The organism is Paenibacillus sp. 1SOY10 (assembly GCF_056836745.1).
On record NZ_JBXENK010000006.1, the window covers coordinates 205024 to 226851 of the forward strand.

At 52.7% G+C, this 21828-nt stretch carries 17 protein-coding genes; 6 read left to right on the forward strand and 11 right to left on the reverse strand.

Features of this window, described 5'->3' with window-relative positions; translation table 11 throughout:
- Positions 1 to 46 precede the first annotated feature (46 nt).
- The 8 genes from AC1VOR_RS16060 to AC1VOR_RS16095 form a co-directional block, all read right to left on the reverse strand.
- A complete protein-coding gene (locus tag AC1VOR_RS16060; protein WP_482619213.1) occupies positions 47 to 1876 on the reverse strand; it encodes a heparinase II/III domain-containing protein in 1830 nt (609 codons plus the stop codon).
- A gap of 5 nt (positions 1877 to 1881) precedes the next feature.
- Positions 1882 to 3762 carry a DUF2264 domain-containing protein gene (locus AC1VOR_RS16065; RefSeq protein WP_482619173.1) on the reverse strand — a complete coding sequence of 627 codons (1881 nt, stop codon included), beginning with the start codon at positions 3760 to 3762 and terminating at the stop codon, positions 1882 to 1884.
- Positions 3763 to 3777: 15 nt separating this feature from the next.
- A complete protein-coding gene (locus AC1VOR_RS16070) occupies positions 3778 to 4908 on the reverse strand; it encodes a glycoside hydrolase family 88 protein (RefSeq protein WP_482619215.1) in 1131 nt (376 codons plus the stop codon).
- Positions 4909 to 5018: 110 nt separating this feature from the next.
- Positions 5019 to 6692, reverse strand: a complete 1674-nt coding sequence (locus tag AC1VOR_RS16075; RefSeq protein ID WP_482619175.1) for a type 2 periplasmic-binding domain-containing protein — start codon at positions 6690 to 6692, stop codon at positions 5019 to 5021.
- A 45-nt stretch (positions 6693 to 6737) separates the two neighbouring features.
- On the reverse strand, positions 6738 to 7607 hold the full coding sequence (locus AC1VOR_RS16080; RefSeq protein WP_059050953.1) for a carbohydrate ABC transporter permease: 870 nt from the start codon (positions 7605 to 7607) through the stop codon (positions 6738 to 6740).
- Positions 7608 to 7619: 12 nt separating this feature from the next.
- Positions 7620 to 8474 carry an ABC transporter permease gene (locus AC1VOR_RS16085; protein WP_232436852.1) on the reverse strand — a complete coding sequence of 285 codons (855 nt, stop codon included), beginning with the start codon at positions 8472 to 8474 and terminating at the stop codon, positions 7620 to 7622.
- 261 nt (positions 8475 to 8735) lie between these two features.
- Positions 8736 to 10247 (reverse strand): response regulator, encoded by a 1512-nt coding sequence (locus AC1VOR_RS16090; RefSeq protein ID WP_482619177.1) that lies wholly within the window; start codon positions 10245 to 10247, stop codon positions 8736 to 8738.
- Entirely contained in the window at positions 10244 to 12058 is a 1815-nt protein-coding gene (locus tag AC1VOR_RS16095) for a sensor histidine kinase (protein ID WP_482619179.1), read from the reverse strand. Before AC1VOR_RS16095 ends, AC1VOR_RS16090 begins: the two co-directional genes overlap by 4 nt.
- Positions 12059 to 12250: 192 nt before the next feature.
- Here AC1VOR_RS16095 and AC1VOR_RS16100 point away from each other — a divergent pair, with 192 nt between their 5' ends.
- Complete coding sequence (locus AC1VOR_RS16100; protein ID WP_482619180.1) at positions 12251 to 12772, forward strand: ClbS/DfsB family four-helix bundle protein; 522 nt, start codon at positions 12251 to 12253, stop codon at positions 12770 to 12772.
- A 93-nt stretch (positions 12773 to 12865) separates the two neighbouring features.
- Here the strand turns inward: AC1VOR_RS16100 and AC1VOR_RS16105 are convergent, their stop codons facing one another.
- Together AC1VOR_RS16105 and AC1VOR_RS16110 are read right to left on the reverse strand one after the other, a co-directional pair.
- Positions 12866 to 13054: a hypothetical protein gene (locus tag AC1VOR_RS16105; protein ID WP_482619181.1), complete on the reverse strand. Its 189-nt coding sequence runs from the start codon at positions 13052 to 13054 to the stop codon at positions 12866 to 12868.
- Positions 13055 to 13126: 72 nt separating this feature from the next.
- On the reverse strand, positions 13127 to 13996 hold the full coding sequence (locus AC1VOR_RS16110) for a LysR family transcriptional regulator (protein ID WP_482619182.1): 870 nt from the start codon (positions 13994 to 13996) through the stop codon (positions 13127 to 13129).
- 121 nt (positions 13997 to 14117) lie between these two features.
- On the opposite strand from AC1VOR_RS16110, the gene AC1VOR_RS16115 reads away from it, so the two are divergent.
- Both AC1VOR_RS16115 and AC1VOR_RS16120 read left to right on the forward strand, forming a co-directional pair.
- Positions 14118 to 14870, forward strand: coding sequence for a sulfite exporter TauE/SafE family protein (locus AC1VOR_RS16115; RefSeq protein ID WP_482619183.1), 753 nt, complete (start codon positions 14118 to 14120; stop codon positions 14868 to 14870).
- A 45-nt stretch (positions 14871 to 14915) separates the two neighbouring features.
- A complete protein-coding gene (locus tag AC1VOR_RS16120) occupies positions 14916 to 16370 on the forward strand; it encodes a carboxylesterase/lipase family protein (RefSeq protein ID WP_482619185.1) in 1455 nt (484 codons plus the stop codon).
- A 72-nt stretch (positions 16371 to 16442) separates the two neighbouring features.
- Here the strand turns inward: AC1VOR_RS16120 and AC1VOR_RS16125 are convergent, their stop codons facing one another.
- Positions 16443 to 17318, reverse strand: coding sequence for a restriction endonuclease (locus tag AC1VOR_RS16125; protein WP_482619187.1), 876 nt, complete (start codon positions 17316 to 17318; stop codon positions 16443 to 16445).
- 192 nt (positions 17319 to 17510) lie between these two features.
- Here AC1VOR_RS16125 and AC1VOR_RS16130 point away from each other — a divergent pair, with 192 nt between their 5' ends.
- Genes AC1VOR_RS16130 through AC1VOR_RS16140 form a run of 3 tightly spaced genes read left to right on the forward strand, consistent with a single transcriptional unit; the run spans position 17511 to position 21504 of the window.
- Positions 17511 to 19454 carry an ABC transporter substrate-binding protein gene (locus tag AC1VOR_RS16130; RefSeq protein WP_482619189.1) on the forward strand — a complete coding sequence of 648 codons (1944 nt, stop codon included), beginning with the start codon at positions 17511 to 17513 and terminating at the stop codon, positions 19452 to 19454.
- A gap of 2 nt (positions 19455 to 19456) precedes the next feature.
- Positions 19457 to 20485: a FecCD family ABC transporter permease gene (locus AC1VOR_RS16135; protein ID WP_482619190.1), complete on the forward strand. Its 1029-nt coding sequence runs from the start codon at positions 19457 to 19459 to the stop codon at positions 20483 to 20485.
- The gene (locus AC1VOR_RS16140) at positions 20482 to 21504 is read left to right on the forward strand and encodes a FecCD family ABC transporter permease (RefSeq protein WP_482619192.1); all 1023 of its coding nucleotides are present in this window, start codon (positions 20482 to 20484) and stop codon (positions 21502 to 21504) included. The genes AC1VOR_RS16135 and AC1VOR_RS16140 overlap by 4 nt, the downstream gene beginning before the upstream one ends.
- Positions 21505 to 21828: the final 324 nt, after the last annotated feature.

Here is a 21828-nt window from a genome sequence, read left to right on the forward strand (position 1 = left end):
GGTATGGGGATAGAACCAGAGATACCTGCCTCTGCCCTTCTTATCCCTATCCATCAGACCGCACAAATGCAAACCGGAAGTCAATATGGCAAGCCATCTTCTGCTTAAGCAGGGAGAAATCCAGCGCATACCATCGCAGATCATTCCCGAAGTGATCACGGAAATTCTGTTCGTCTACCTCAAGGTTCAACTGATGAGGATTATAATGGATTTCAACCGCCAACTTTTCCCTCCGTAGCACGACCATTCCCTTCAGCGAAAGATCAGGCTTAATCCATGTCACAAAACGCTCGATCAAGCTCCCCGGTACTTCCGCAAACTGAAAATCATCCTGTAGCAGCAGACTAGGAAGATCTATTTTCTTCCAGTTCCAAGACCGCTGATAACTCACCAATTTCTCACAACTATAGGCTCCGGACAATTCTACAACGAGTCGGCATTCCTCCGTACTTGTAGCTTGCTCCAGCACCACCGCCTTTCGGTCAGCGCCTGAACTCTGCATAACACCATCAATCTGCGGCACCGAATGCCCATGTGATCCATTGGCAGCATAATCATACCTACCTGCCCCAAAATAATCCCGCGTATATTCACCACAGCCTAAATCGGACAAAAAGGATTGCCCCTGGCCCACAAGCAAAAAGTGGCCCAGATCATTATGGTTATGCGGCTCCCCGTTATGTCCGCCCTTAGCGGCAAAGCCATAAATTTCTCCAGCCGATTCATACCGTGAAACCAACCACGCTGCCTGCTCCAGATAGAAATCACCGGCTCCCCATTCCATAGGAGCTGCTCCATAATTTCTCCAGATCAAATTACGTAAGGCCGGGGCCCAACGGCTGCAATGGTCCCTGCTGTACTCCGCCCGCAGTCTCTCTGGTGGAACCGCGACCTCTCCCTTATACTTCTCAGCCAAGTAATGAGATAGACCAAGCTGAACACGAGCCTCAGGCAATGCATCCGAGAAATTGGCAACAGCCCCGCCACCCAGGAAGCACTTCTGCTGGAAGGTAGCCATTCGCTGCACCTGATCCAGAGCAAACCAGTTCATCTCCCCACCGCTGCGATGATACAACAGATCCGCATAATAGACGAAATAGCCAAATCCGTAATTCCAGTAATCCAACCCCTCCAGACAAGCTCCGTCTTCTCCAAAGCCCTGTAGATAAAAGGACATCACGCGCTCGGTTCTCTCCAGAATACGAGCCAGACGAGGACCATCCTTTGAGTCCTGGAGCAGCAGCAAAGCCGCCGCACCTATCGAGCCGCCGCAAACAGCCGCCCAATTATGGCTGGCTTCCTCCCAATCGTAGGGTCCTTGATTCAGAAAAGGCCTGAACAGCCGGTCTTCAACCAGTTCAGCCAGACGCTCTCGCAATATGCCATGCAAGCGCTCACCTAGCAGCAACGAGATTTCCGCGAGTGCAAAGCCCGTTTCTGCCGAAAATAAATCGATCGTCTCCGATACAGCCCGTTGCTCTCCCACATGAGCGGGCAGACACCAGGTGAACTCACTGCAAATGGACCACAGCGCATCCAGTAAGGCTGAGTGGTACACATCCGCTTCCTTAGATTCAGAATCAAGCAAGACTAGCAAGGCGAAGGTGTTGAGCCTGCGTCGCTTTGCAAAGTACACCCGCTCATACTCTAATCTGGAGCCGTGCGCACGAAACAAAGCAAATAGTGAATAAGTAAGCTCCACTGTAGGCGAAGCTAACAGCCGCTCTCCCTCCGCTTGCAATTCCGCAAGTTCACCCGAAGCTTTGCATGGATGCCTTAAAGACTTCCAGAAGGCCGCTCCCGCCTCACCCCCGGCATAGTAAGGCAATGAAAGCGGCACTAGAGCTTGCTTGCGCACCTGACGGTAAAGGTCCATCTGAATCACGTCCTCCCCCGTATATCTATAGATATCTCTTCGCCTGCACATGTTGTGATTCTGATCTCTTCATAACCAAAAACAGCCTTTAAAGATTCGGGCGACCACTTCTCCAGTACATCCGTTAGGTCCATGCCCGTGTTGCCCGCGCCACCGTAAATAGCCGAAGCAAGCCAATGAACTCCCGGCTCAAGCGATACCCGCAGCATCGGCAGCACAGTTCGTGGAAAGAGCACATTGGTATTGGCATCGGCACGAATGATATCGCAACGCTCATAACCCAATAAGCTCCGCACCGAGCTAACACCATGTTGTCCCATGGCTAAAGCCTGATCCGACGATTTCTGCTCCATGTGCTCTAATCCCAGACCTAGCGCAAATCCCCCTTCCGCAGCATCCAGGGGACGCCGGGTGTCTATTCGATGGATACGAATATGCCAAGGCAAACCAGCCACAACCCAGGTACGTACTTCTACATCCTGCCAAGGTCTCCAGACTGCATGCAGCACATTGTCCTTGATCCAGGCTTGCTCGTTCCGGCGCCTCACACGATATAAGTGGTCGTCCTTCTCGCTTAAGGCGAGCATGGAGTCGGTCGCACTTTGGCCAAGTCCCCATTCCGCCCTGGGCACACTGAATCCAAACTGCGTCGAATACACAAACTTCTCGTATTTCGCCGAAGTATGGGTATGTCCATTCGTGGCAAGGTGCCCGCTGTTAAAGGCGGCAACATGACCGGACTCATCCCGGCACAACACCAGATGCGGCTCTGGCTGTACAGAAATCGAAGCCATCTCCGGCATATCCTGCTCAGGCTCCATCCAAAAAGCATCATCATCCGGGAGTGCCAGCACCAGGAAAGCTTTCAATGCCCAATAAGGCGATCCGGGAGCGTTGTAATTCTCCGCCATAATCAGATTAGGATAGGCATACCCTACTGTCAGGAGGCCTGTCGCGTCCAGAATGGGCTGCTTGAACCACCAGCGCAAATTCCTTAGCAGCATTCCTTTTATAACACCAGGAGTCAAGCGGTCCGTTCCCAGCCCGGCAAAAGCAAACGCACTCCAGAAGGCCGACTGGGCGAACCGATAGGTCAGGCTACGTCCGTAGGGCAACGCGGAGCCGTCTGCGGCGAACCAATGCAGGAACTGATCGGCAAACTGAATCGCCCGGGCTTTGAATCGGTCGCAGCGCTCGGGGTCCTCCTGACCCATCAGCTTGGCATAAATCAAGGCATAGTAGTGCATCGCAAACGGAATATAATAATCGCTATGCCCCCCGATCCCGTCGCTATACCAACCATGATCCAGATAGAACTCCTCAATACGCAGCAAGTTATGCTCCATTTGCATAGCATCGTACGGCTGCCCGATTTGGCGAAATCCCAAATTGACCATCACCTGAAAGAACAGCCAATTGCAATCATGGCACGGGTGCTCATTAATCTGATTCAGCCATCTGTATAGATGACGCTGCTCCTGCTCACTCAGCGGCTCCCAAATCCGCTCTGGAATGAGGCATAACGCCAGTCCTAATGCGGCCATCTCCACAAGACGCTGGTCGTAATCCGCCACATCGCCCCAATATTCGGGATGCGTGGGGGTTGTTCCATGAATCATTCCCTCCAGGCAAATGGACCATAACTCCTCATTATTCACTCCCCCAGCCAGCATGGGGACAAGACCCCAGAGCACCCGCGAGAAGCCTTCCAGACCCGCAACTTCCTCCGAGTGCCCCGCCCCTGCTCCGCTGAGTTGCAAGCGTGCCCTACCCTCACTATAAAAATCCCGTAGGGGATCGGTTAACTGCAATAAAGCGTGCTGCAAATCCTTCTTCGTGACTAATGGATTGGAGCCGATTGTTTGCTGAGGCACCCTGCTGCTCATACCATTCACCCCTTCTTATTCCCAGTAAATGGGACCGCAGCCCTTCAACCGGGCCAGCCCCTCTACAAAATAGAAATCACCATAAATCAGCGGAACATCAATATTGCTTCCCTGCGGATAGTTGCTGGTCCCATGGAGAAGCAGTCCTTCCTCAGCAGGATCATCCCAGGCACCATAATGCTCATACAGGGATTTCAAGATTTGCTCTCCCCGCTCCCGGTAAAATATAGCGTCTGCTCCTTCCGTCTGCTGAGCCAGCAGCAAGAGGCCGCTGGCTGCGCATGCCCCAGCCGAGCTATCCCGCAGGCTTTGCAATTCTTCGGGAGCACGGAAATCCCAGGCTGGCACCTGATCCTCCGGCAGCCTGCTCAGGAAGAAGGCCGCCGTCTGCTGGGCCGCCCTCAGGTATTCATCGCGGCCCGTATGATGATAGCCCAAGGCCAGGCCGTAAATGGCCCAGGCAGAGCCACGGGACCAGGCTGACTCGGCCGCATGTCCTTGGCCAGCCCATGGCTTGATCCGTTCTCCCGTATGAGGATCAAACTCCACCATATGGTACACAGAGCCATCCGGCCTGATAAAATGTGCCAGCACCGTATTCAAATGCTCTTCCGCGATATGGGCATAGCGAGGATCACCACTTGTACGGGAGGCCCAGAACAAGAGCGGCAGATTCATGCAGCAGTCGATGATGGCAATCCCCTCATTGCGTTCTCCTTCCCGCCAAGGATTCCACGCCCGAATGTAACGGCCCCTTATATTAAAGCGGGCAGCCAGAAAGTTCGCCGCCTTGAGCGCGCGAATCCGCGACGTTTCATTGCCCGTCAGCTTGTAATTGGCTACACTAGTCAACGTCCACATGAAGCCGATATCATGATCCAACCGAAGGTAAGCGTTCATCACGGCATCCAGTGCAGCTTCGCATTGCTCAGCAATCTCTTTCAGCTCAGGCCGCTGGCTATCGCCGTACAGTTGCCAGAGCATCCCTGGCCAGAAGCCAGCCGTCCACCATTCAGGAGATGCCAGCTCGTAAACACCACCCTGACTGGCATGAGGGAAGCTCGCCCCAATGCGGGTGGTATTCCTTAACGTCTTGCTCAGAGCTTGCTGCCAAGCCTCATCTATCCAAGTCCGCGCTTCTCCCATTCCTAATCCATCCTCCCCTTGTTCTAGCTCCATACCGATTACTATGCTTCTCTTCAAGCGCAGAGCAGGCCTCCACCAGATGGGGAGACCGCTCCGCAATAAATGAAAGATTATTCCGACTTAAAGGCTACCTGCTGTTGTTCATAAATCTCATAGAAATCGCTCCAGATCAGGACATTATCCTTCTCCTTGCTCCACCATTCCTTGTACCAGCTTTCAATTTCCGGTCCGCCGCCCGTTTCCCATTGCTTTATAGCCTCTGCATTGGCCTGCTCCAAAGGATAATTGCTGCCGCTAATGATGGCCCTTGTGTAGATATCATCGATGGCCGAGGTGACATTGCTGAATTTGACCTGCAGCTCCTTAGGCAATTGAGGCATATGCTCGGAGTGGGTTAAGCCTTCTCCCACGGGCAAATCGTTCATATACGTTGCCATCGACTCGCGGAACAGACGCAGCGCTTCCTTCTGATAAGGAATGCTCTCATCAAATTGCGTTTCCGCGTAACCGTATTTTCCTTCCTCCAGCCGCGTGTATATCAGATCATAATCCGCAGCCCAACTAACTTCATTTTTAAATTTATCCAAATCAGTAATTACGGGCTTGCCATCTGCTTCAAGCTGATAATGAACGCCTTCAATCCCATTCTTGAAAGTGCGGCCCGTATCCACCTTTGTCAGAAAATCGATGTGCTTCATGACTGCCTCGGGATCTTTGGCCCGCGCATTCACCACCGCCGTCATTTGCACCGGATTGTTCCATACCGGGTTGAATTGGCCGACAGAAGTCTTCGGCAACGGAATGACCTTCAGCTTGGCTTCCGGTACATTCTTCATCAAGGTGTCCAGCTCTCTGGAGGCAAAGCTGCTATAATCGGCCGTCATGAAGGCATACATGCCGATCTTGCCATTCAAGAAATCCTGCTTGGCCTTGGAGCCGTCCTTATCGGTAAGAAAATCCTTATCCACCACACCCGCCTCGTACAAGTTGCGCTTGAACGCCGTCGCTTCCTTCATGTTGTTGAGTCCTACAGCGATTTCGCCATTCTCGTCAAGGTTGACCCAGTTGGCGTTATACATAAATTTGTAAAGACCCGAGGAGTCACCGAATTTAAGGCCGCTCAGTCCATACGTGTCAGCCACGCCATTGCCGTCAGGATCCTGCTCCGTGAAGGCCTTGGCGACCGCAATCATTTCCTTTTCTGTTGTAGGCGCTTCCAAATTCAGCTTCTCAAGCCAGTCTTCGCGAATGAACAAGCTGACGAGCGGATAAACCTCGTTAATGCGTCCTACCTCATACAATTTGCCATCGGTTTTCGTGCCAGCTTGCTTAAGCTGCGGATATTTCTCCATCAAAGCCTTGTACTCCACACTATGCTGTTCAATCAGATCATCCAGAGGGAGCAATTGCTTCTGATCAAAAAACTGGTTGCGAATCGAAGTCCCGAATTCAAAGATCAAGTCAGGCGCACTGCCCGAAGCAAACAGCACATTCAGCTTGGACTGCGATTCCCAGCGCGGTATGGCTACGAATTTTACATTGGCCGGGCCGTTATCATTAATCCACTTGGTCCACATATTGTCTTCGATGGTTCCCATACCGTTAGGGACCGAACCCCGGTCATAAATGGTTGACGTAATGCTGCTACGTGCTTCACCATTGCCATTAGCGGCTCCATTCCCCTGCTGTCCGGCATTCGAGTTACCCGCGCAACCCGCCAGCAGACTGCCTCCCAAGCTGATCAGCATCATGGTTGTTGCCCATTTCTTGATTATGTTTGCCACGATGAACTACCCCTCTTTCTTCTGATAGATATATATGGAGCAAGCTCAGCCTTTAATAGAACCAAGCATAACACCCTTTACAAAATATTTTTGCAATAAAGGATAAACTGCCAAAATCGGAATGATCATCACGATCACCGCGGCCGACCGAATGCCCTCCGGCGTCATATTCGCAACCATCGTCGGGTCCGTGAAATCCTGGACCACCGATGTCGATTTGATCATGTTCTGAACCAGCACGGTCATATTGTATTTGGCTGTATCATTGATATAGATCATGACACTCATGAATGCGTTCCAATATCCTACACCGTAGAACAGAGACAATGTAGCCAGCATCGGCTTGGAGAGTGGCAGGACAATTTTCAGCAGAATACCCAGTTCCCCACAGCCATCAATTTTCGCCGCTTCATCCACTTCACCTGGCAACTGCTCGAAGGACGAGCGCATCAGCAGCATATTGTAAGTGCTCACCAGCCCCGGCAGCCATAAGGCAGCATAGCTGTTCACCAGCCCCAAATTTTGCACCACCAGATAAGTAGGAATCAGCCCTCCATTGAAAATCATCGTGAACACCATCGCCATTGTAAAGAATCGACGGCTGTAAAATTGTCTCCTGGACAGGGGATAAGCGGCCATGATGGTCACAGCCATACTCAGTCCCGTACCAATCAGCGTAATTTGCACACTATTCCAGAATGAGCGTACAATAGGCGTTCCAGAGAACAAGCTCTTGAACGAGTAGAAGCTGAAATCTACCGGCCAAATCGTCACCCTTCCGCTAGCCACTGCGCTGGCGCCGCTGAGCGACAGGGCAACCACATTCAGAAGCGGCAGAATGCAGCTTAAGGCAATCAGTGTCAGCACTACGTAGTTGAAGAAGTAAAATAACTTCTCTCCTCGGCTAGCCCGCATTCTTTCTCCCCCTTACCATAGTCCTTCATTAAATTTGCGAGCAATATAGTTCGCGGTGAACACCAGAATGAATGCCACCAATGATTCAAATAATCCCATGGCTGTAGTCAGGCTGAACTGCGCCCCCTGCAAGCCAATCCGGTAAATGTACGTGCTGATCACATCGGCAATTTCATTGACATTCGAGTTCTGGAGCATGAATACCTGATCAAACCCCACCTCCATCACCCTTCCCATGGACAAGATCATCAGCAAGATGATGGTTGAACGAATACCAGGCAACGTAATATGCCAGATTTGCCGCAGCTTGCTGGCGCCGTCCATACCTGCTGCTTCATACAGGCTGGGGTTAATCGAGGTTAAGGCCGCCAGGTAGATGATGGCGTTGAAGCCCATATCCTTCCAAATGCCGGAGCTTATAAAGATCGCTACCCACGAGGCCTTCTCATACATGAACGGATATGCCTCTCCCGTCAAGGAGGTGACGAGGCGGTTCACCATGCCGTTCTCCATGGAGAAGATCGTTGTGACCAGCATGCCGATGATGACCCAGGACAAGAAGTGGGGCATGTATACGATCGTCTGGACCGTTTTCTTGAAGGACATGATCCGAACCTCGTTCAGCATAATAGCCAGCAGAATCGGGATCGGGAAGCCTAGCACAATATTCAGCAGACTGAGCATCAGCGTATTTCGGATAATTTGCAGCGTGCGCGGGTCCTGGAACAGCATCTCGAAATAATACGTGCCTACCCAGGGACTGTTCATCACACCATCGTAGAAATTGTAATCTTTAAAAGCAATGATCAAGCCCCCGATGGGAGCATAGCGGAAGATCAGGTAAAATAGCAGTACCGGCAAAAACATAAGCAGCAGCGGAATGTTCGTCTTGAATCGCCGCCATGCCGGATGCCTTCTCCACTCCTTTGGCTCCTGTCCCCCCACTTGGGGCGACTTGGCTACGACTACATCCGAAGTTTCCATGCGTCTTGCTCCTCTCTGAACGGTGTGTCTCTAACGTCTGTAACCCCATTCTATCGGTTGACCTGACCAAGAACATTTAATATTCAACGATGATTTTTTGAATTTCTACACAAAAAAAGCTGGCAGTCAGCCAGCCTATATCCCTTATTCACTACGCTCCCCCGAATGCTGCTTGCGGAACTCCCTGGGGGATTGCCCGGTCATTTGCTTGAACACCACGGTAAAGTAACTGGAGTTGTCAAATCCCACCTGTCCGGCAATTTCCGTCATTCTGTAGCTGGTGCTTCTCAGCAGCAGCTTGGCTTTCTCGATCCGAAGCTGGCTTACATAATGGGTAAAGCTGATGCCCGTCTCCTTCTTGAACAGGTTGCTGAGGTAGTTGGGTGTGACATGCACATGCTCGGCAACCGTCTGTAAAGAGCAACTGTATTGGTAATGTCCATCGATGTACTGCCGAGCCTTGAGGACAACATTGTCCTGCTGCTCCTCCAACCAGCGTACGAACAGGTTAACGAATTCCAGGCACGTCCCTCTGGCCCATGACAGTAGCTCGGGAACGGTTTGAAACTCAATGATCTTCTTGGGATTCAGTGCCTCGTTGGCATCGGCGGCTTGCAGATGCTTGAAGTCGGATAGCAATATTCCCGAGAACGCAGACATCAATCTGTAGACCTTCGTCTTGCACGGCTGTAACTCTAATGAAGCAGCTTCCTCCAAATAGGTAGCTAATCGCTCCTTAAGGGCGGGGAACTCGCTGGTGACCAGCAGAGCCATCAGTTCCTCCTTAAGCTGACGCGCATCCGCAGCGATTATGCTCTCCGTGAGTTGAACATCCTGAAGCTCCTGCTGCCCTTGAATGTTCCACCCTGCCAGATCATCGAACCGGACCACCATCCGCTCTACTACCCAGCTTGTCTCTACGCCAATAAAGTTCTTCAGAGCCTGCTGCACCTCATCCCGATATCTTTCCCCCTGATCGCCTGGCTCTAATAAGAAGGCAAAACGTTCCCGGCTCAGGGGAAAATAAAGCATTCGCGTCTGCTGCTGCAATTCCTCCAAAATATTCGTCGCCGCGTAATACAGTAGGCCGATATCCTTGGTCGTATAATTTTTCTCCGCTTGGTTGTAGTCCTCAATCTGCAGCAAGCAAAACCAAGAACTGGACCATCTCTGCTCCCATTGCTCCTGCAAGACATGGTCGCAGGGAAGAGCGAACGCAGCAGCCCGGAAGACCTCCGTCTGCCATTGGCGCTCCCTCACCCGGACGGCCAGGCTGTTCAGGCGGAACTGTTCGTAGGCCTTACGCAATACCCGATACACTTCGTCCAGGGAAAACGGCTTGAGCAGGAACTCTACCGCCCCATAACGCAGCGCACGACGAGCATATTCAAAGTCGCGATATCCTGTCAAGATAATGACCTGGATCGCTGGATGCTCCACGGATAATCGCTCGGCCAAGGCCAAGCCGTCCATCAATGGCATATTAATATCCGTGATGATCAAGTCCGGCTTGTACAGCTCCACAGCCCGCAACGCCTCTTCCCCGTCAGAGGCTTCTCCTGCAACCTCCCACCCTAGCTGATTGCTGCTAATAAGCTGAACCAGCCCTTCGCGAAACCATATCTCATCATCGACAACCAACAACTTTCCAATCATAGATTCTCACTCTCCAGTTGCAGCCGGTAAGGCAATTTCAGTCGTATTAACGTCCCTTCACCGAGGACAGATTCTATCTCAACTCCATATGGTGCGCCATAGAGCAGCTCAATACGTCGGATCACACTGGCCGTTCCGATGGACTTCCGCTTCTCATGCAGAACACCCGACGCTTGCAAGACACTGCTTAATGTCTCCTCCGTCATCCCTTCGCCATTATCCTCAATCTCGATGATCAGGAATTCAGGGTTCTCCCCCTCTGCAACGAGACCAGTAAAAGCGTGGATCTTCAAATACCGGTCCGTCTTCTTGTTGCGAAAAGCATGAATGAACGTATTCTCGACAAGGGGCTGAATTAGCAGCCGAATGACCTGGCAGTCCAGCAGTTCCTCCTGAACCTCAATGTCCATGGTCAGCGCTTCCGGATATCTGGCCTTCTGAATTTCCAGATAATTGCGGATTTGCTTGATCTCATCTCTTAAGGTTGTCATGTCCTGCACAGGCTCCAACGTGTATTGGAGCATCTCCGACAGGTTCGTCACCAGCCGGGCAGACTTCTCGTCGCCAAGCATATAAAACTTCCAGAAGAACATACCCAGCGTATTGTACAGAAAATGAGGATTTAACTGGGCTTGTATCGCTTTTAGCTCCGCTTCCTTCTCATTGATCTTCCGCTCGTATACCTCATAGATTAACGTCTCGATATAAGCCGTCATATTGTTAAAGCTATCACCGATGTACCCGAGTTCATCCCTGGTCCTGATCTCTACCCGGGTGTCGAACTTCCCTTCTCTGATCCGCTTCATCCCGCGAACCAGACTGCCCAGCGGACGCAGCAGCATTCGGCTGATCCCTGCGATAATGAGCCCCATACAGACCAGGCTGGTAAGTGCAGACAGAACCGCAACCTTGAGTATAATCTGGCTCTTACTCTGGATTTGCGAGAGCGACACCTTGCTGACCAGCGTAAAGCCAACCTTCTCCGATACCTGTCTGGTGTACATGTAAGACACCCCTTGCTCCTCGCGAACGGTGCTGCCCATGTTGGGCATTTCGGCAAGAACCGGATGTGCTTCATCCGTCAATTCGTTTAATGAATATAAGAAGTTGCCGTCATGGTCAAATAGAAATACATTCTCTTGTTGCTGTGATCGGAGATTCTTTAGATGTGTCTCGAACAAGGAAGTATTAAATAAAATAAGCATCATTCCGTAAGTATCCAAATCAATGGATCTCATCAGCCGACCGGCCAGAATCCAATTCGCACTTCCCTCCTGCTGATAATCGTCACGCCCTGGCCGACTCCACACATATTCCCCTCCGGTCCCGTCCAGCCTTCGCACCATTTGATCCAGATATTGCGGGTCCAAGCTGTAAAAGGAACCGGCGAAGGAGCCCAGGCTAATCTGATTCTCCTTCAGGTCGTATATACGTAATCCGACCATTTCAGGCGCATCCAGGCGTACCTGATAGATTTGATCATCGAGTACCTGCTCAATCTTCATGCGCTCGTACGAGTCAGCCTGCTCAGCTTGTTCGGAAATAGCCAGCTTCACCGAGGGATTCAGGGTAATGTAATCCGTAATGCGGTACATGTCGTTGACTCGGGAGTCCAGACGGGCTAACACCTGCTCTGTAGTCATATAATATTGCCGGCTTACCTCTTCATTGAACAAGGACAGATGAATGCGGTACGTAACTAACGCCGTAATTGAAGAGATTAAGAGATTGGCCACCGATAACCAAATAATGAGTTTGGTAGAGAATTTCATCAACTGCTTGTTGAACATCCTCCGTTTCTTCCTCGCCATAGCTATTCCTCCGTTAGTAGAAAAACGCTTACAATAAAATAGATATGCCTATAATATCGGAATTCATTTTAAGATACAAAGAAAAATTAATTCTCGCGACAAAGAACCCCGCGAGTAAAGGGATATAAACTGGACATCCTGTTGTCACAATCCTATGTTATAACTAGGATCAAAAAGAGGGAGTGAACGGATATGGCAAGCTTTGAATATAAATCGAAAAAGGAACTCATAGAGACGATTCATGCTTTGTACTTGCTATTGGATGGGGAATTTGATGATGTGAATCCCGGGGATAAGGATATGCGAATTGCTGAGGTGGACCGAACTCCGGCGGAGATCATCGCCTATCAACTAGGCTGGATGCATTTGGTGATGGGCTGGGATGAGGATGAAGGGAACGGCAAAGAGGTCAGTATGCCTGCTCCCGGTTACAAGTGGAATCAGCTTGGCGGAATGTATCAATCGTTCTATGATCAATACGCTACCTTGTCGTTGCCCGAGCTTCGTAACCAATTCCAGCAATTGGAGCAACGTTGGCAGCAGTGGATCGACACGTTCAGTGAAGAAGAGTTGTTCACTCAGGGCCACCGCAAGTGGACGGGCAGCAAGGAGAACTGGCCCGTCGCCCGCTGGATTCACATCAATTCGGCGGCCCCGTTCAAGACGTTCCGGGCCAAGATCAGAAAGTGGAAGAAGCATCGGCAGAAACTATAGCGATTCAGCCGTTAACTGGCTACTGACTAACTGTACTCAGACTGAGGACTGGCTCCGGGAGAGCGATGGAAGATTAGAGGCATTTGGACCTCATCAATCCTCGTTATTCCGCTCGTTAACCAGAAGCGAGGTGAATACCAGGGATAACAGGATCATTAGTAATAACCCAATGAGCGAATAAGGGTCAGATATGCTTAAATAACTCAGAATAGCGGAGAAGATTTGAATCAAACCCCAAAATACCAGGATGGATACTAACCACTTTTTTATCCGTTGTTTCATGAAAAATCACCTACGATTCATGATTTAATGTGTGCTGCATACGCTGCAAAATATCTGGCTCCCCACTTCAGACTACCGGGATAGCAGATAGGAACGGAAGCGTTCGGCCGCAGGTGACAGAACAGCACCTTGCCGCCAGGCCAGACCAATAGTACGGCGGCAGCGCTCATCATCGACCTCAAGACGCACCGCTGCTGTAGGGGACAGGTGGGGAATATCCGGTAGCAGGGAGACTCCAAGTCCTGCGGATACAAACCCGATCACCGTCATGATTTCTTCCCCCTCCAGCAGAATGGCTGGCCGCGTTCCGGTTAAGCCGAATAACTCCTCGCTGATCGTACGTAGTCCATAGCCGGGCTTCAAGGCAATGTAGGGCTCAGCGGCCAGCTCCGCCAAGCTGACGTGGCCAGCTTCAGCCAGTTGGTGGCCGCAAGGGACGTAGGCATACAACTGCTCCTGCCACAGCTCGCACCACTCCACTCCCGGCCTTGTCTCCGTCATGGACGACAGGGCGAAGTCCGTCTCCCCCGCTACCAGCAAATCCAGCATATCCTGGGTGGATAATTGATGGAGCTTGAAGCCGATATGCGAATGCTTCGGAATGAACTCACCCAGCAGCCGGGGAACTGCGGCCAGACCCAGTGATTTCAAAAAGCAGAAGGATACTGTGCCATATTCCGGGTTAAGCCCGTGCCTGAGTTCTTCCTTGCCCTCATGTATCTCCAGCAGCGCCCGCTCTACCCGCTCAAAGAACTGCTTGCCATAACGGTTCAAGCGAACCCCCCGGCCTTGTCGGTCGAACAAGGCTACTCCGAGTTCCGCTTCCAGCCCGGCCATCGCCCGGCTTAATGCTGGCTGCGAGATGTTCAACTCGGCGGCAGCTTGCGTGAAATGCTCCAGCCGAGCCACCGTCTGAAAATACTCCAACTGCTGCCATTCCATCGTGCTTCCCCCTATTCATACCTTTTGTGCATCATATTAATTAGAATTATACATTAGACGATCCTGAAAAAGCTCGTTACAATTGGAAGAGCTTTCAAATTGCAGACAGAGGAAGGTTCACATGACCACATTAACACTCATATTCGTCATGCTGCTGGTCGGACTGCTGCTCGGCTTTATTGGGGCAGGAGGGTCCGGCTTTATTATCGCCATCCTGACCACGGGATTCGGCTACCCGGTACATACAGCGATGGGCGTCGCTTTGGCGGCGATGCTCTTCACTTCTCTCTCCGGCATGATCGGCCAACAGCGGCAGCGTAATACGGAGACTGCCGCCGGGCTATGGGTTGGGCTCACCGGGGCCGTCGGCTCCATCTTCGGCTCCAAGGCGGCCTTCCTGATTGCCCCGGAGCAAATGACCTGGTTCACCGCATCCATGCTGGTTCTGTCCTCCCTGCTGATGTGGCTTCGCTTGACGATGGTGAAGCAGGCGAAGCCGCTATCCGTGCAGCGTGGCAGTACCGAATACATCCTGCGGGCCGTCGGTCTGGGCCTTGCGGTAGGCTTCCTCACCGGAGCCTTCGGTATCGGCTGCACGCCCTTCATCCAGCTTGGCTTGATTCTGTTGCTTGGCCTGGATCTGCGTAAGGCAGCAGGCACCTCGATGCTCGTCATCCTGCCCATTGCCGCTGCGGGCTGGCTGGGCTATTACCAGGGGGGCGGCTTTGATGCCCTGCTACTACTGAAGGTGCTGGCTGGAACCATGGTCGGCTCCTATATCGGCGCACGCTTTACCAAATATGCCCCGGCCCGGCTACTGAAGACAGGCGTGATTGTCATGCCCGTAGTCGCAGCCTGTGTGCTTGTGTTGTAAGAGGGACCCGCTTACGTTCACCCAACCCAAAGGAGAGATAGCGAAATGAACAATAATGAACATCCCCCAGTTGTGCAAACCCCGGATGGGCGGGTGCAAGGTCAACATGAGCAGGGATTGTTAGCGTTTCGTGGACTGCCCTATGCCAAGCCGCCGCAACGCTTTCTCCCTCCCGCTCCGCCAGAGCCATGGAGCGGAATTCGCCTCGCCGTCAGCTATGGCCCCATGGCCGTGCAGTCGGCTGATTCTGCTGCGTCGTCTTCCGAATCGGAGGACTGCCTGACGCTAAACATCTGGACGCCCGGTCTCGAACACACGCTGCGCCCGGTTCTCTTCTATATCCACGGGGGCGGCTTTACGGGCGGTACAGGGGGCGATGATATCTATGCGGGCAGTTCCTTTGCCCGGGATGGGGATGTCATGGTCGTCACCGCGAATTACCGTCTGGGCGTGTTCGGATTTCTGGATGTATCCGAGTGGTTGGGCGAGGCTTACCGCTCGTCCGGCAACAATGGCCTGCTCGATCTCATCCAGGCCTTGCGGTGGGTGCAGGCGAACATCGCCTGCTTTGGGGGCGACCCGCACCGCGTGACCATTATGGGCCAATCGGCCGGAGCCAAAGCGGTGGGCGGGCTGCTCTATGCCCCGGCGGCGGAAGGGCTGTTCCAGCAGGCGATTGCTATCAGCGGATCGGTGCAAGCGATTCGCGACCAGGCGACCGCCATCAAGCTGGCCCAGTCCTACCTGGATACCCTGGCCTTGCCGGAGCAGGAACTCTGCCGCCTCGCCGAGTTGCCCGCCGCAACGCTGATCCAGGCGCAGCATGCCTGGGTCCGCGATACCAGCGGCATCCACCTGTTCGGCCCGGTCATCGACGGCCGAACCATCGTGGACGCGCCGCTGGGCGGACTGAAGCAGCGGGCGATGCTGCCCGCCCTGCTGATCGGCACCAACCGGCACGAAGCGGCTGGTTTCATCGCTGCTGACGAGGGCCTGCGTCGGCCCACGCCGGAGCTGCTTCACCGTATGTTCGGGCTGAACGCCGCGGCAGTTGCGGCCGCATATACCCGGCGCTCGGGCCGCTCTCTTGCGGAGCCTGTGGATGCCGCAAGCTGGGAAGAGACGCTCACGGACCATATGTATCGGCTCGGCGCACTGCGCACGGCAGAGGCCTGGAGCCAGGCAGGCGCTCCCGTGTGGCTTTACCGATTTGACCGTCCAGGCCCGCTCGGCAAGGCGTCTCACGCCGAGGAGTTCGACTTCGTCTGGAACAACCAGCATGTTCCCGCTAGCGAAGAAGAACTGGCCCGCTCGGTTCACCAGGCCTGGACTGCCTTCATTCACCACCGCTCTCCGGCAGCCGCTTTACCCGCATGGCCCGCGTATCAGGCGGGCGGAGGACAGCTTCAGGTGTTCAATCACACCTGCCGGGTAGAAGCATTGGCTCCGTTCGAGAGCCAAGAACCGCCCCTCTTCCCCGTGCCGGTGATTCGGCTGTAGGGTTGAAGTTTATACAAATAACCCGCTGATTCGGTTGCACAAATCAGCGGGTTATTTATGCATTATTTAATACTACGCATTCTGAGTATGTCTACATTTAGGATAAGTGCTGCAGCCCCAGAATTCACCGCCTTGCTTGTTTTTCCGAAGCACCATCGGGGCTCCACATTTACATGTTGTCGTTGCTGTGTTTGTTGTAGCTCTCGTTGTTGTAGGTTTGGTTGCCGCGGCCTCACGCTTGGCCTTGGTCATCTCGGAAAGAGCTGCCTCTTTACTGGCAGTAGGGCGCCGCTTCTTCACAGGCTTCCACTTGCCCCAAGCGTTAAGCTTCTGCTCCAATAATCCACCATGCCAGTAGTCCACCTTGAATTGCTCGGCCTCCTTCTTGGCCGGAGCGGTTAAATCAGAGGTCGTTATCAGCAGGGATAATATACAATCGTGATTCCGCTTCGCCCCTACCAATTCACGCACGGTCATGACTTGAACCATATTATGATCAGCATAACATTTGGCCTGAACGGCGGTCTTCTCCCCCCTCCGGTCTGTAATAACCAGATCAACCCCACCGTCTCTGCCGCCTACCCCTACTTCCTTGACCGTGTAACCTTGATCGCGAAAATAGAGAGCTAACAAGCGTTCAAACTCAGCTCCCGATAGATCCTCCAAACGGCTGCTCAATATAGTTTCATCAGACCTCACCTCATTGCTGGAGCGTCTGGACCCGGTACGGGCGTTATTTTTACTAGGTTTCTTCTTTTTGCGACGTCTCTTGGCTGTCCAGAGGGTCCCAATAACATCCGCCACTATAAACGACCCCAGGATGATGGCGATAGTATATCCCCAGTTCAGGCTTGGGAACAGAAAATACGCCGCCAGCCCTGCAATCAGGAACAAACCTTTTAACACGTAAGCCAGTTGTTTGCCTTCCGACTTATAAGTTCTTGCCATGGATTTCGTCATCCTTCCAAATTATGATGTCTATCCATATTTCGACAAGGGTTCCTGCATTTCCTTCGACATTCTATCTACGTATAGCTATCATTCACCTTGTAATTGAGAATAATTTTCATTAGTATATACTTAAATTTAAATTAAGCACTCGCGATAGGGCGATAGAATAGAGAGATTTGGGAGGAAACCATGAATATTGAGGAGCATATTCGCATGTGGCAGCAATCCGCATTTCGCATGCTGGATATCCGCCATGTGACGAGCAGCAGCCATGAGCAACCCAAGGTGTACCGCATGCCGGCCAATGCCTTCATCGCCATCCTTCAAGGGGAAGCACGAGTACGTATCGATGAGCAGGAGCATAGAGTTGGCCCCTTTCACATCATTCATGCTTGCAAAGGAATGAGCGTGAGCATTACCCCACTGGAAGCAACGTTGGAGTATCAATTCATGCTGTATAAGCCGGTCTATACCCTGGCCGACCCGAAGGGCATCAAGCGTCTGCTGGAACGACGCAACCCGCTTCAACAGCATTATATAGCAGTTACAGATCATCCTGTGTTGATTCATCAATGGCTGGGGCAAATTCGGGAGGCCTGGGCAGACGGCAGTCCCTTGCAGAAAATGCGCGTTCAAGCTCTGTTCCTGCAATTGGTCCATGAGCTGCTGGGGCAGCTTCATGTTCAGGGTATGAGCGAGCCTGCCAGCGATCTGGCTTCTCAGGCTCTCCGTTACATTCATGAACGTTATGCCGAGCCGATTACAATTGAGTCGATGGCTGCTGACCTGCATTGCTCAACCCGTCATCTTTCACGGATTTTCCGTCAAAGTGGCCTCGGACTAACCCCCTCGGATTATTTGATGCATGTCCGGATGAATGAAGCCGCCAAATTGCTGCGCAGTACGAAGCTGAACTTACAGGATATTGCTACCGGAGTAGGATATTTGGACAGCTATTCCTTTAGCCGAATGTTCAAAAAATACAGTGGTCTCTCTCCCCTGGCTTACCGCAATCAGCATTCCATTCATGCTACAAGTCCGAAAGTGCCATCTTCCGGTTCCGAATATTCCATTGTTGCCGGGCAACTCCATGATTATATTGATAATAATAATCAATACCAATTAGGGGGTAAGTCCAACATGAATCACTACATGCTCACACGCTATAAAGTCATGCTGCTGCTGGTTAGCACCTTTTTGCTGCTCAGCGCTTGCACCGCACCGACAAATAGCGTTAACAACGCTGCACCTTCACCTGCTGCCAATGAAGCGGCCGGGCCGCAAGATACACAAGCAACCAGCGAAGCTCGCACGATTACTCATGATTTAGGAGAGACGCAGATCGAGGGAATTCCGCAGCGTATCGTTACGCTGGAGCAAGGCTTTACCCAGGTCATCGCTTCTCTGGAGGTCAAGCCAGTGGGGGTGGCGGATGATAATAAACCGGAGCGTTTCCCGCAGGATACTCTGGCCTATATTGAAGGCTATACCTCCGTCGGTACCCGGTCCGAGCCCAACCTGGAGGTCATTCGCACCTTGAAGCCAGACCTTATTATCGCCGATACAGGTCGTCATACGGAGGTCTACAGCCAACTGAGTGAAATCGCGCCTACCATCGCTTATAAGAATGACGGAGGTAACTATGAGCAGGCTATCCTCGCAACCCAGGCCATCGGCGATGCTTTGAACAAATCGGATGAAGCCGCCGCTTTGCTTGCTAGCCATAAGGAGAAGGTAGAGGCCTTGGCACAAGCGATCAATTTGGACCAAAGCGTGCTGATTGTTGCCCCTCAAGAAGAGGACGGGAACACCTTCCAGGTGCGGACGGATTCTTCGTTCCATGGTTCTTTTCTCAAGCATGTGGGTCTGAACTACGCGCTGAGCAACGACAAGGAACATAACGAACTCATGACCATTGAGCAATTGCTAACGATTGATCCGGATGTTCTGCTGATTCTGATCAACGAAGATGATGAATCCATTTTGCCAGCACAAGCAAGCAATCCACTATGGAATCAACTTTGTTCGGTTCAGAACGGACAAGCCCATGAGGTAGAATTGGCCACCTGGTCCAGACAACGCAGCATTCCTGCCCTCGACAAGGTCATTGCTGAAGCGCCTGATCACTTCTAGCCATGATATCCTTGTTCAAAAATACTTCAGCAGGCCGCTCCAGGTTCCTGGGGTATAGCCTACTTGGTCTTATGGTGTTGCTGCTGCTCTTTCTTGTGTCACTACTGGTCGGCCCTACGGGGTACGGCCTTTCTCTTCTTCGCGAATATGTATTTGATTATTCCATGACAAATAAGGACCATTTGATCCTCCACCTGCTGCGCGTGCCGCGTGCCGTCGCCATTATGCTGATCGGAGCCAACTTGGCGGTAGCAGGCTGCATCATGCAGGCATTAACTCGTAACCCGCTCGCTTCCCCCAGCCTGTTCGGGCTGAATGCCGGGGCTTCCTTTGCGGTGGTGCTTAGCATGGTTATCTTGCCTGGTGTGGGCGGCTTGCTGCTGGCCGGGGCCAGCTTTGCCGGAGGGCTTCTCGCTGTACTGCTTGTTCTCTCAATGAGCGCAGCCACCCGCGGTGGCCAGATGGAGCTGCGGATGGCGCTCGTCGGCATCGTGATTCAAGCCGTATTGTCTTCCTTTACGCAGGGACTGCTTATTTTCAATGAAGAATCTTCTTCCCGCATCCTGTTCTGGCTGGCTGGATCGGCGGCTGGAATCAAGTGGGAGCAGGTCACGCTGCTGGCCCTATTCAGTCTGGGCGGCTTGCTAGGCGCGGTGCTGATTAGCCGTTCTTTATCCCTAATGAACCTGGGAGATGAAATTGCAAAGGGGCTGGGGCAAAAGGTATGGCTCTTGCGCATCAGCGGCAGCGCCATCGTCATTATGCTGGCGGGCATCTCTGTAGCGGTAGCAGGTCCCATCGGGTTCGTGGGACTGATCGTCCCTCATATCAGCCGTTATTTACTGGGCAATAATTATCGGGTGCTAATTCCCTTCTCGGCCATTGCGGGCGGCATTCTGTTAACCGCAGCCGATATCGGCTCACGGTTTGTGAATTTCCCTGCCGAGACGCCTGTCGGTATTGTAACCGCGCTGGTCGGGGCGCCCTACTTCGTTTATCTGGCACGCCGCCGGAGCAGGAGGTCCGCATGAAGAAAATAGCTGTTGCGGTTCCGATTCGGGTGCGAAATATCTCTGTTATATTGCTGCTTACGATGATTGCCGCCGTGCTGGCCATAGTTAATATAGGCATTGGCGCTGTGCCCATGTCTGTGGCCGATATATGGCACGCCTTCACGGGTGAAGGTGACCCCGACCTGTCGCATATCATCATCCATTATCGGATGCCACGCATTCTGCTGGCCCTGCTGGTCGGCAGTGCCTTGGCTGTATCCGGGCTGATTGCCCAGACGATTCTGCTAAATCCGCTGGCCGCTCCCGATACGCTGGGCATCTCTTCCGGGGCGGCGATCGGCGCCGTGCTTCTGATGGTCAGCTTGCAGCCGGAGTGGCAAAGCTATGGCCTATCCTCCATCGCAGCCTTCGCCGGGGGCGCCCTTGGAGCGATGCTGGTCTACGCCCTCGCTTACCGCAACGGACTCAATCCCGTGCGACTTGGGCTGGTGGGCGTCGCAGTCAGCGCTTGCGGAAGCACGCTGGTACAGTTGCTGGTGATCCATTCGTCCATGAACACCAACACGGTGTTGCTGTGGTTGAATGGTTCATTATGGGGCCAGACGTGGGCGCAGGTATCGCAGCTTGGCCCCATCGTGCTGCTGCTTATCCCGGTGGCCTGGGTGCTGGGTACTCATCTCGACATTCTCCATTTAGGCGATATTTCGTCCAAAGGGCTGGGCATGCGCGTGGAATGGGTGCGCTTCTTCTATCTCTTTCTAGCCGTGCTGCTAACCAGCAGCTCCATCGCTGTAGTGGGCATGATCGGCTTCGTTGGCCTGGTCAGCCCCCATATGGCCCGGCGCATGGTCCGGGGTGGCCATCGCATCTACATCCCGGTCGCCGCTCTGGTGGGCTCTATCATGCTGCTATTGGCCGACACCCTCGGCCGCTCGGTAGCCCCGCCCATCGAGTTCCCCGCCGGACTTATTACGGCTCTAATCGGCGCCCCTTACTTCCTCTACCTGCTGCGGCGTGAATTTCGCCGACAGCGGTAGTGGTAGTGCTGGCGGTATTGCTGGCAGCACCGGTAGTGGTGGCGGGTAAGAGCGGACAAAGGTGAAGAATGCAGGAAGTGGGTCTGGATAAGTTCTGGATGGGATGAAGCGAGGTATGATATAGTGAGGTCCTATTTAGTGAATGTACTGTATAGTGAGGTACGAAAGATACAACTAGTTAATTAGCTGGGAGAAGCCACCCCGAGCTTATAGGGAATTTCTCCCGCTACTTTCCGCATATTGCAGCTAATTATATGGAATTCTAGAGCTAGAATAAAAAGTGGACACCTCGTTAAGAGAAAAAGATAATAAAACTAACGGAGG

Excerpts from the sequence above, each read along its gene's own strand:
- AC1VOR_RS16120 (WP_482619185.1), top strand. The coding sequence starts at position 14,916 with ATGAACAATAATGAACATCCCCCAGTTGTGCAAACCCCGGATGGGCGG.
- AC1VOR_RS16105 (WP_482619181.1), bottom strand. The coding sequence starts at position 13,054 with ATGAAACAACGGATAAAAAAGTGGTTAGTATCCATCCTGGTATTTTGG.
- AC1VOR_RS16100 (WP_482619180.1), top strand. The coding sequence starts at position 12,251 with ATGGCAAGCTTTGAATATAAATCGAAAAAGGAACTCATAGAGACGATT.
- AC1VOR_RS16130 (WP_482619189.1), top strand. The coding sequence starts at position 17,511 with ATGAATATTGAGGAGCATATTCGCATGTGGCAGCAATCCGCATTTCGC.
- AC1VOR_RS16125 (WP_482619187.1), bottom strand. The coding sequence starts at position 17,318 with ATGGCAAGAACTTATAAGTCGGAAGGCAAACAACTGGCTTACGTGTTA.
- AC1VOR_RS16085 (WP_232436852.1), bottom strand. The coding sequence starts at position 8,474 with ATGTTTTTGCCGGTACTGCTATTTTACCTGATCTTCCGCTATGCTCCC.
- AC1VOR_RS16135 (WP_482619190.1), top strand. The coding sequence starts at position 19,457 with ATGATATCCTTGTTCAAAAATACTTCAGCAGGCCGCTCCAGGTTCCTG.
- AC1VOR_RS16065 (WP_482619173.1), bottom strand. The coding sequence starts at position 3,762 with ATGAGCAGCAGGGTGCCTCAGCAAACAATCGGCTCCAATCCATTAGTC.
- AC1VOR_RS16080 (WP_059050953.1), bottom strand. The coding sequence starts at position 7,607 with ATGCGGGCTAGCCGAGGAGAGAAGTTATTTTACTTCTTCAACTACGTA.
- AC1VOR_RS16060 (WP_482619213.1), bottom strand. The coding sequence starts at position 1,876 with ATGGACCTTTACCGTCAGGTGCGCAAGCAAGCTCTAGTGCCGCTTTCA.
- AC1VOR_RS16110 (WP_482619182.1), bottom strand. The coding sequence starts at position 13,996 with ATGGAATGGCAGCAGTTGGAGTATTTTCAGACGGTGGCTCGGCTGGAG.
- AC1VOR_RS16115 (WP_482619183.1), top strand. The coding sequence starts at position 14,118 with ATGACCACATTAACACTCATATTCGTCATGCTGCTGGTCGGACTGCTG.
- AC1VOR_RS16070 (WP_482619215.1), bottom strand. The coding sequence starts at position 4,908 with ATGGGAGAAGCGCGGACTTGGATAGATGAGGCTTGGCAGCAAGCTCTG.
- AC1VOR_RS16140 (WP_482619192.1), top strand. The coding sequence starts at position 20,482 with ATGAAGAAAATAGCTGTTGCGGTTCCGATTCGGGTGCGAAATATCTCT.
- AC1VOR_RS16090 (WP_482619177.1), bottom strand. The coding sequence starts at position 10,247 with ATGATTGGAAAGTTGTTGGTTGTCGATGATGAGATATGGTTTCGCGAA.
- AC1VOR_RS16095 (WP_482619179.1), bottom strand. The coding sequence starts at position 12,058 with ATGGCGAGGAAGAAACGGAGGATGTTCAACAAGCAGTTGATGAAATTC.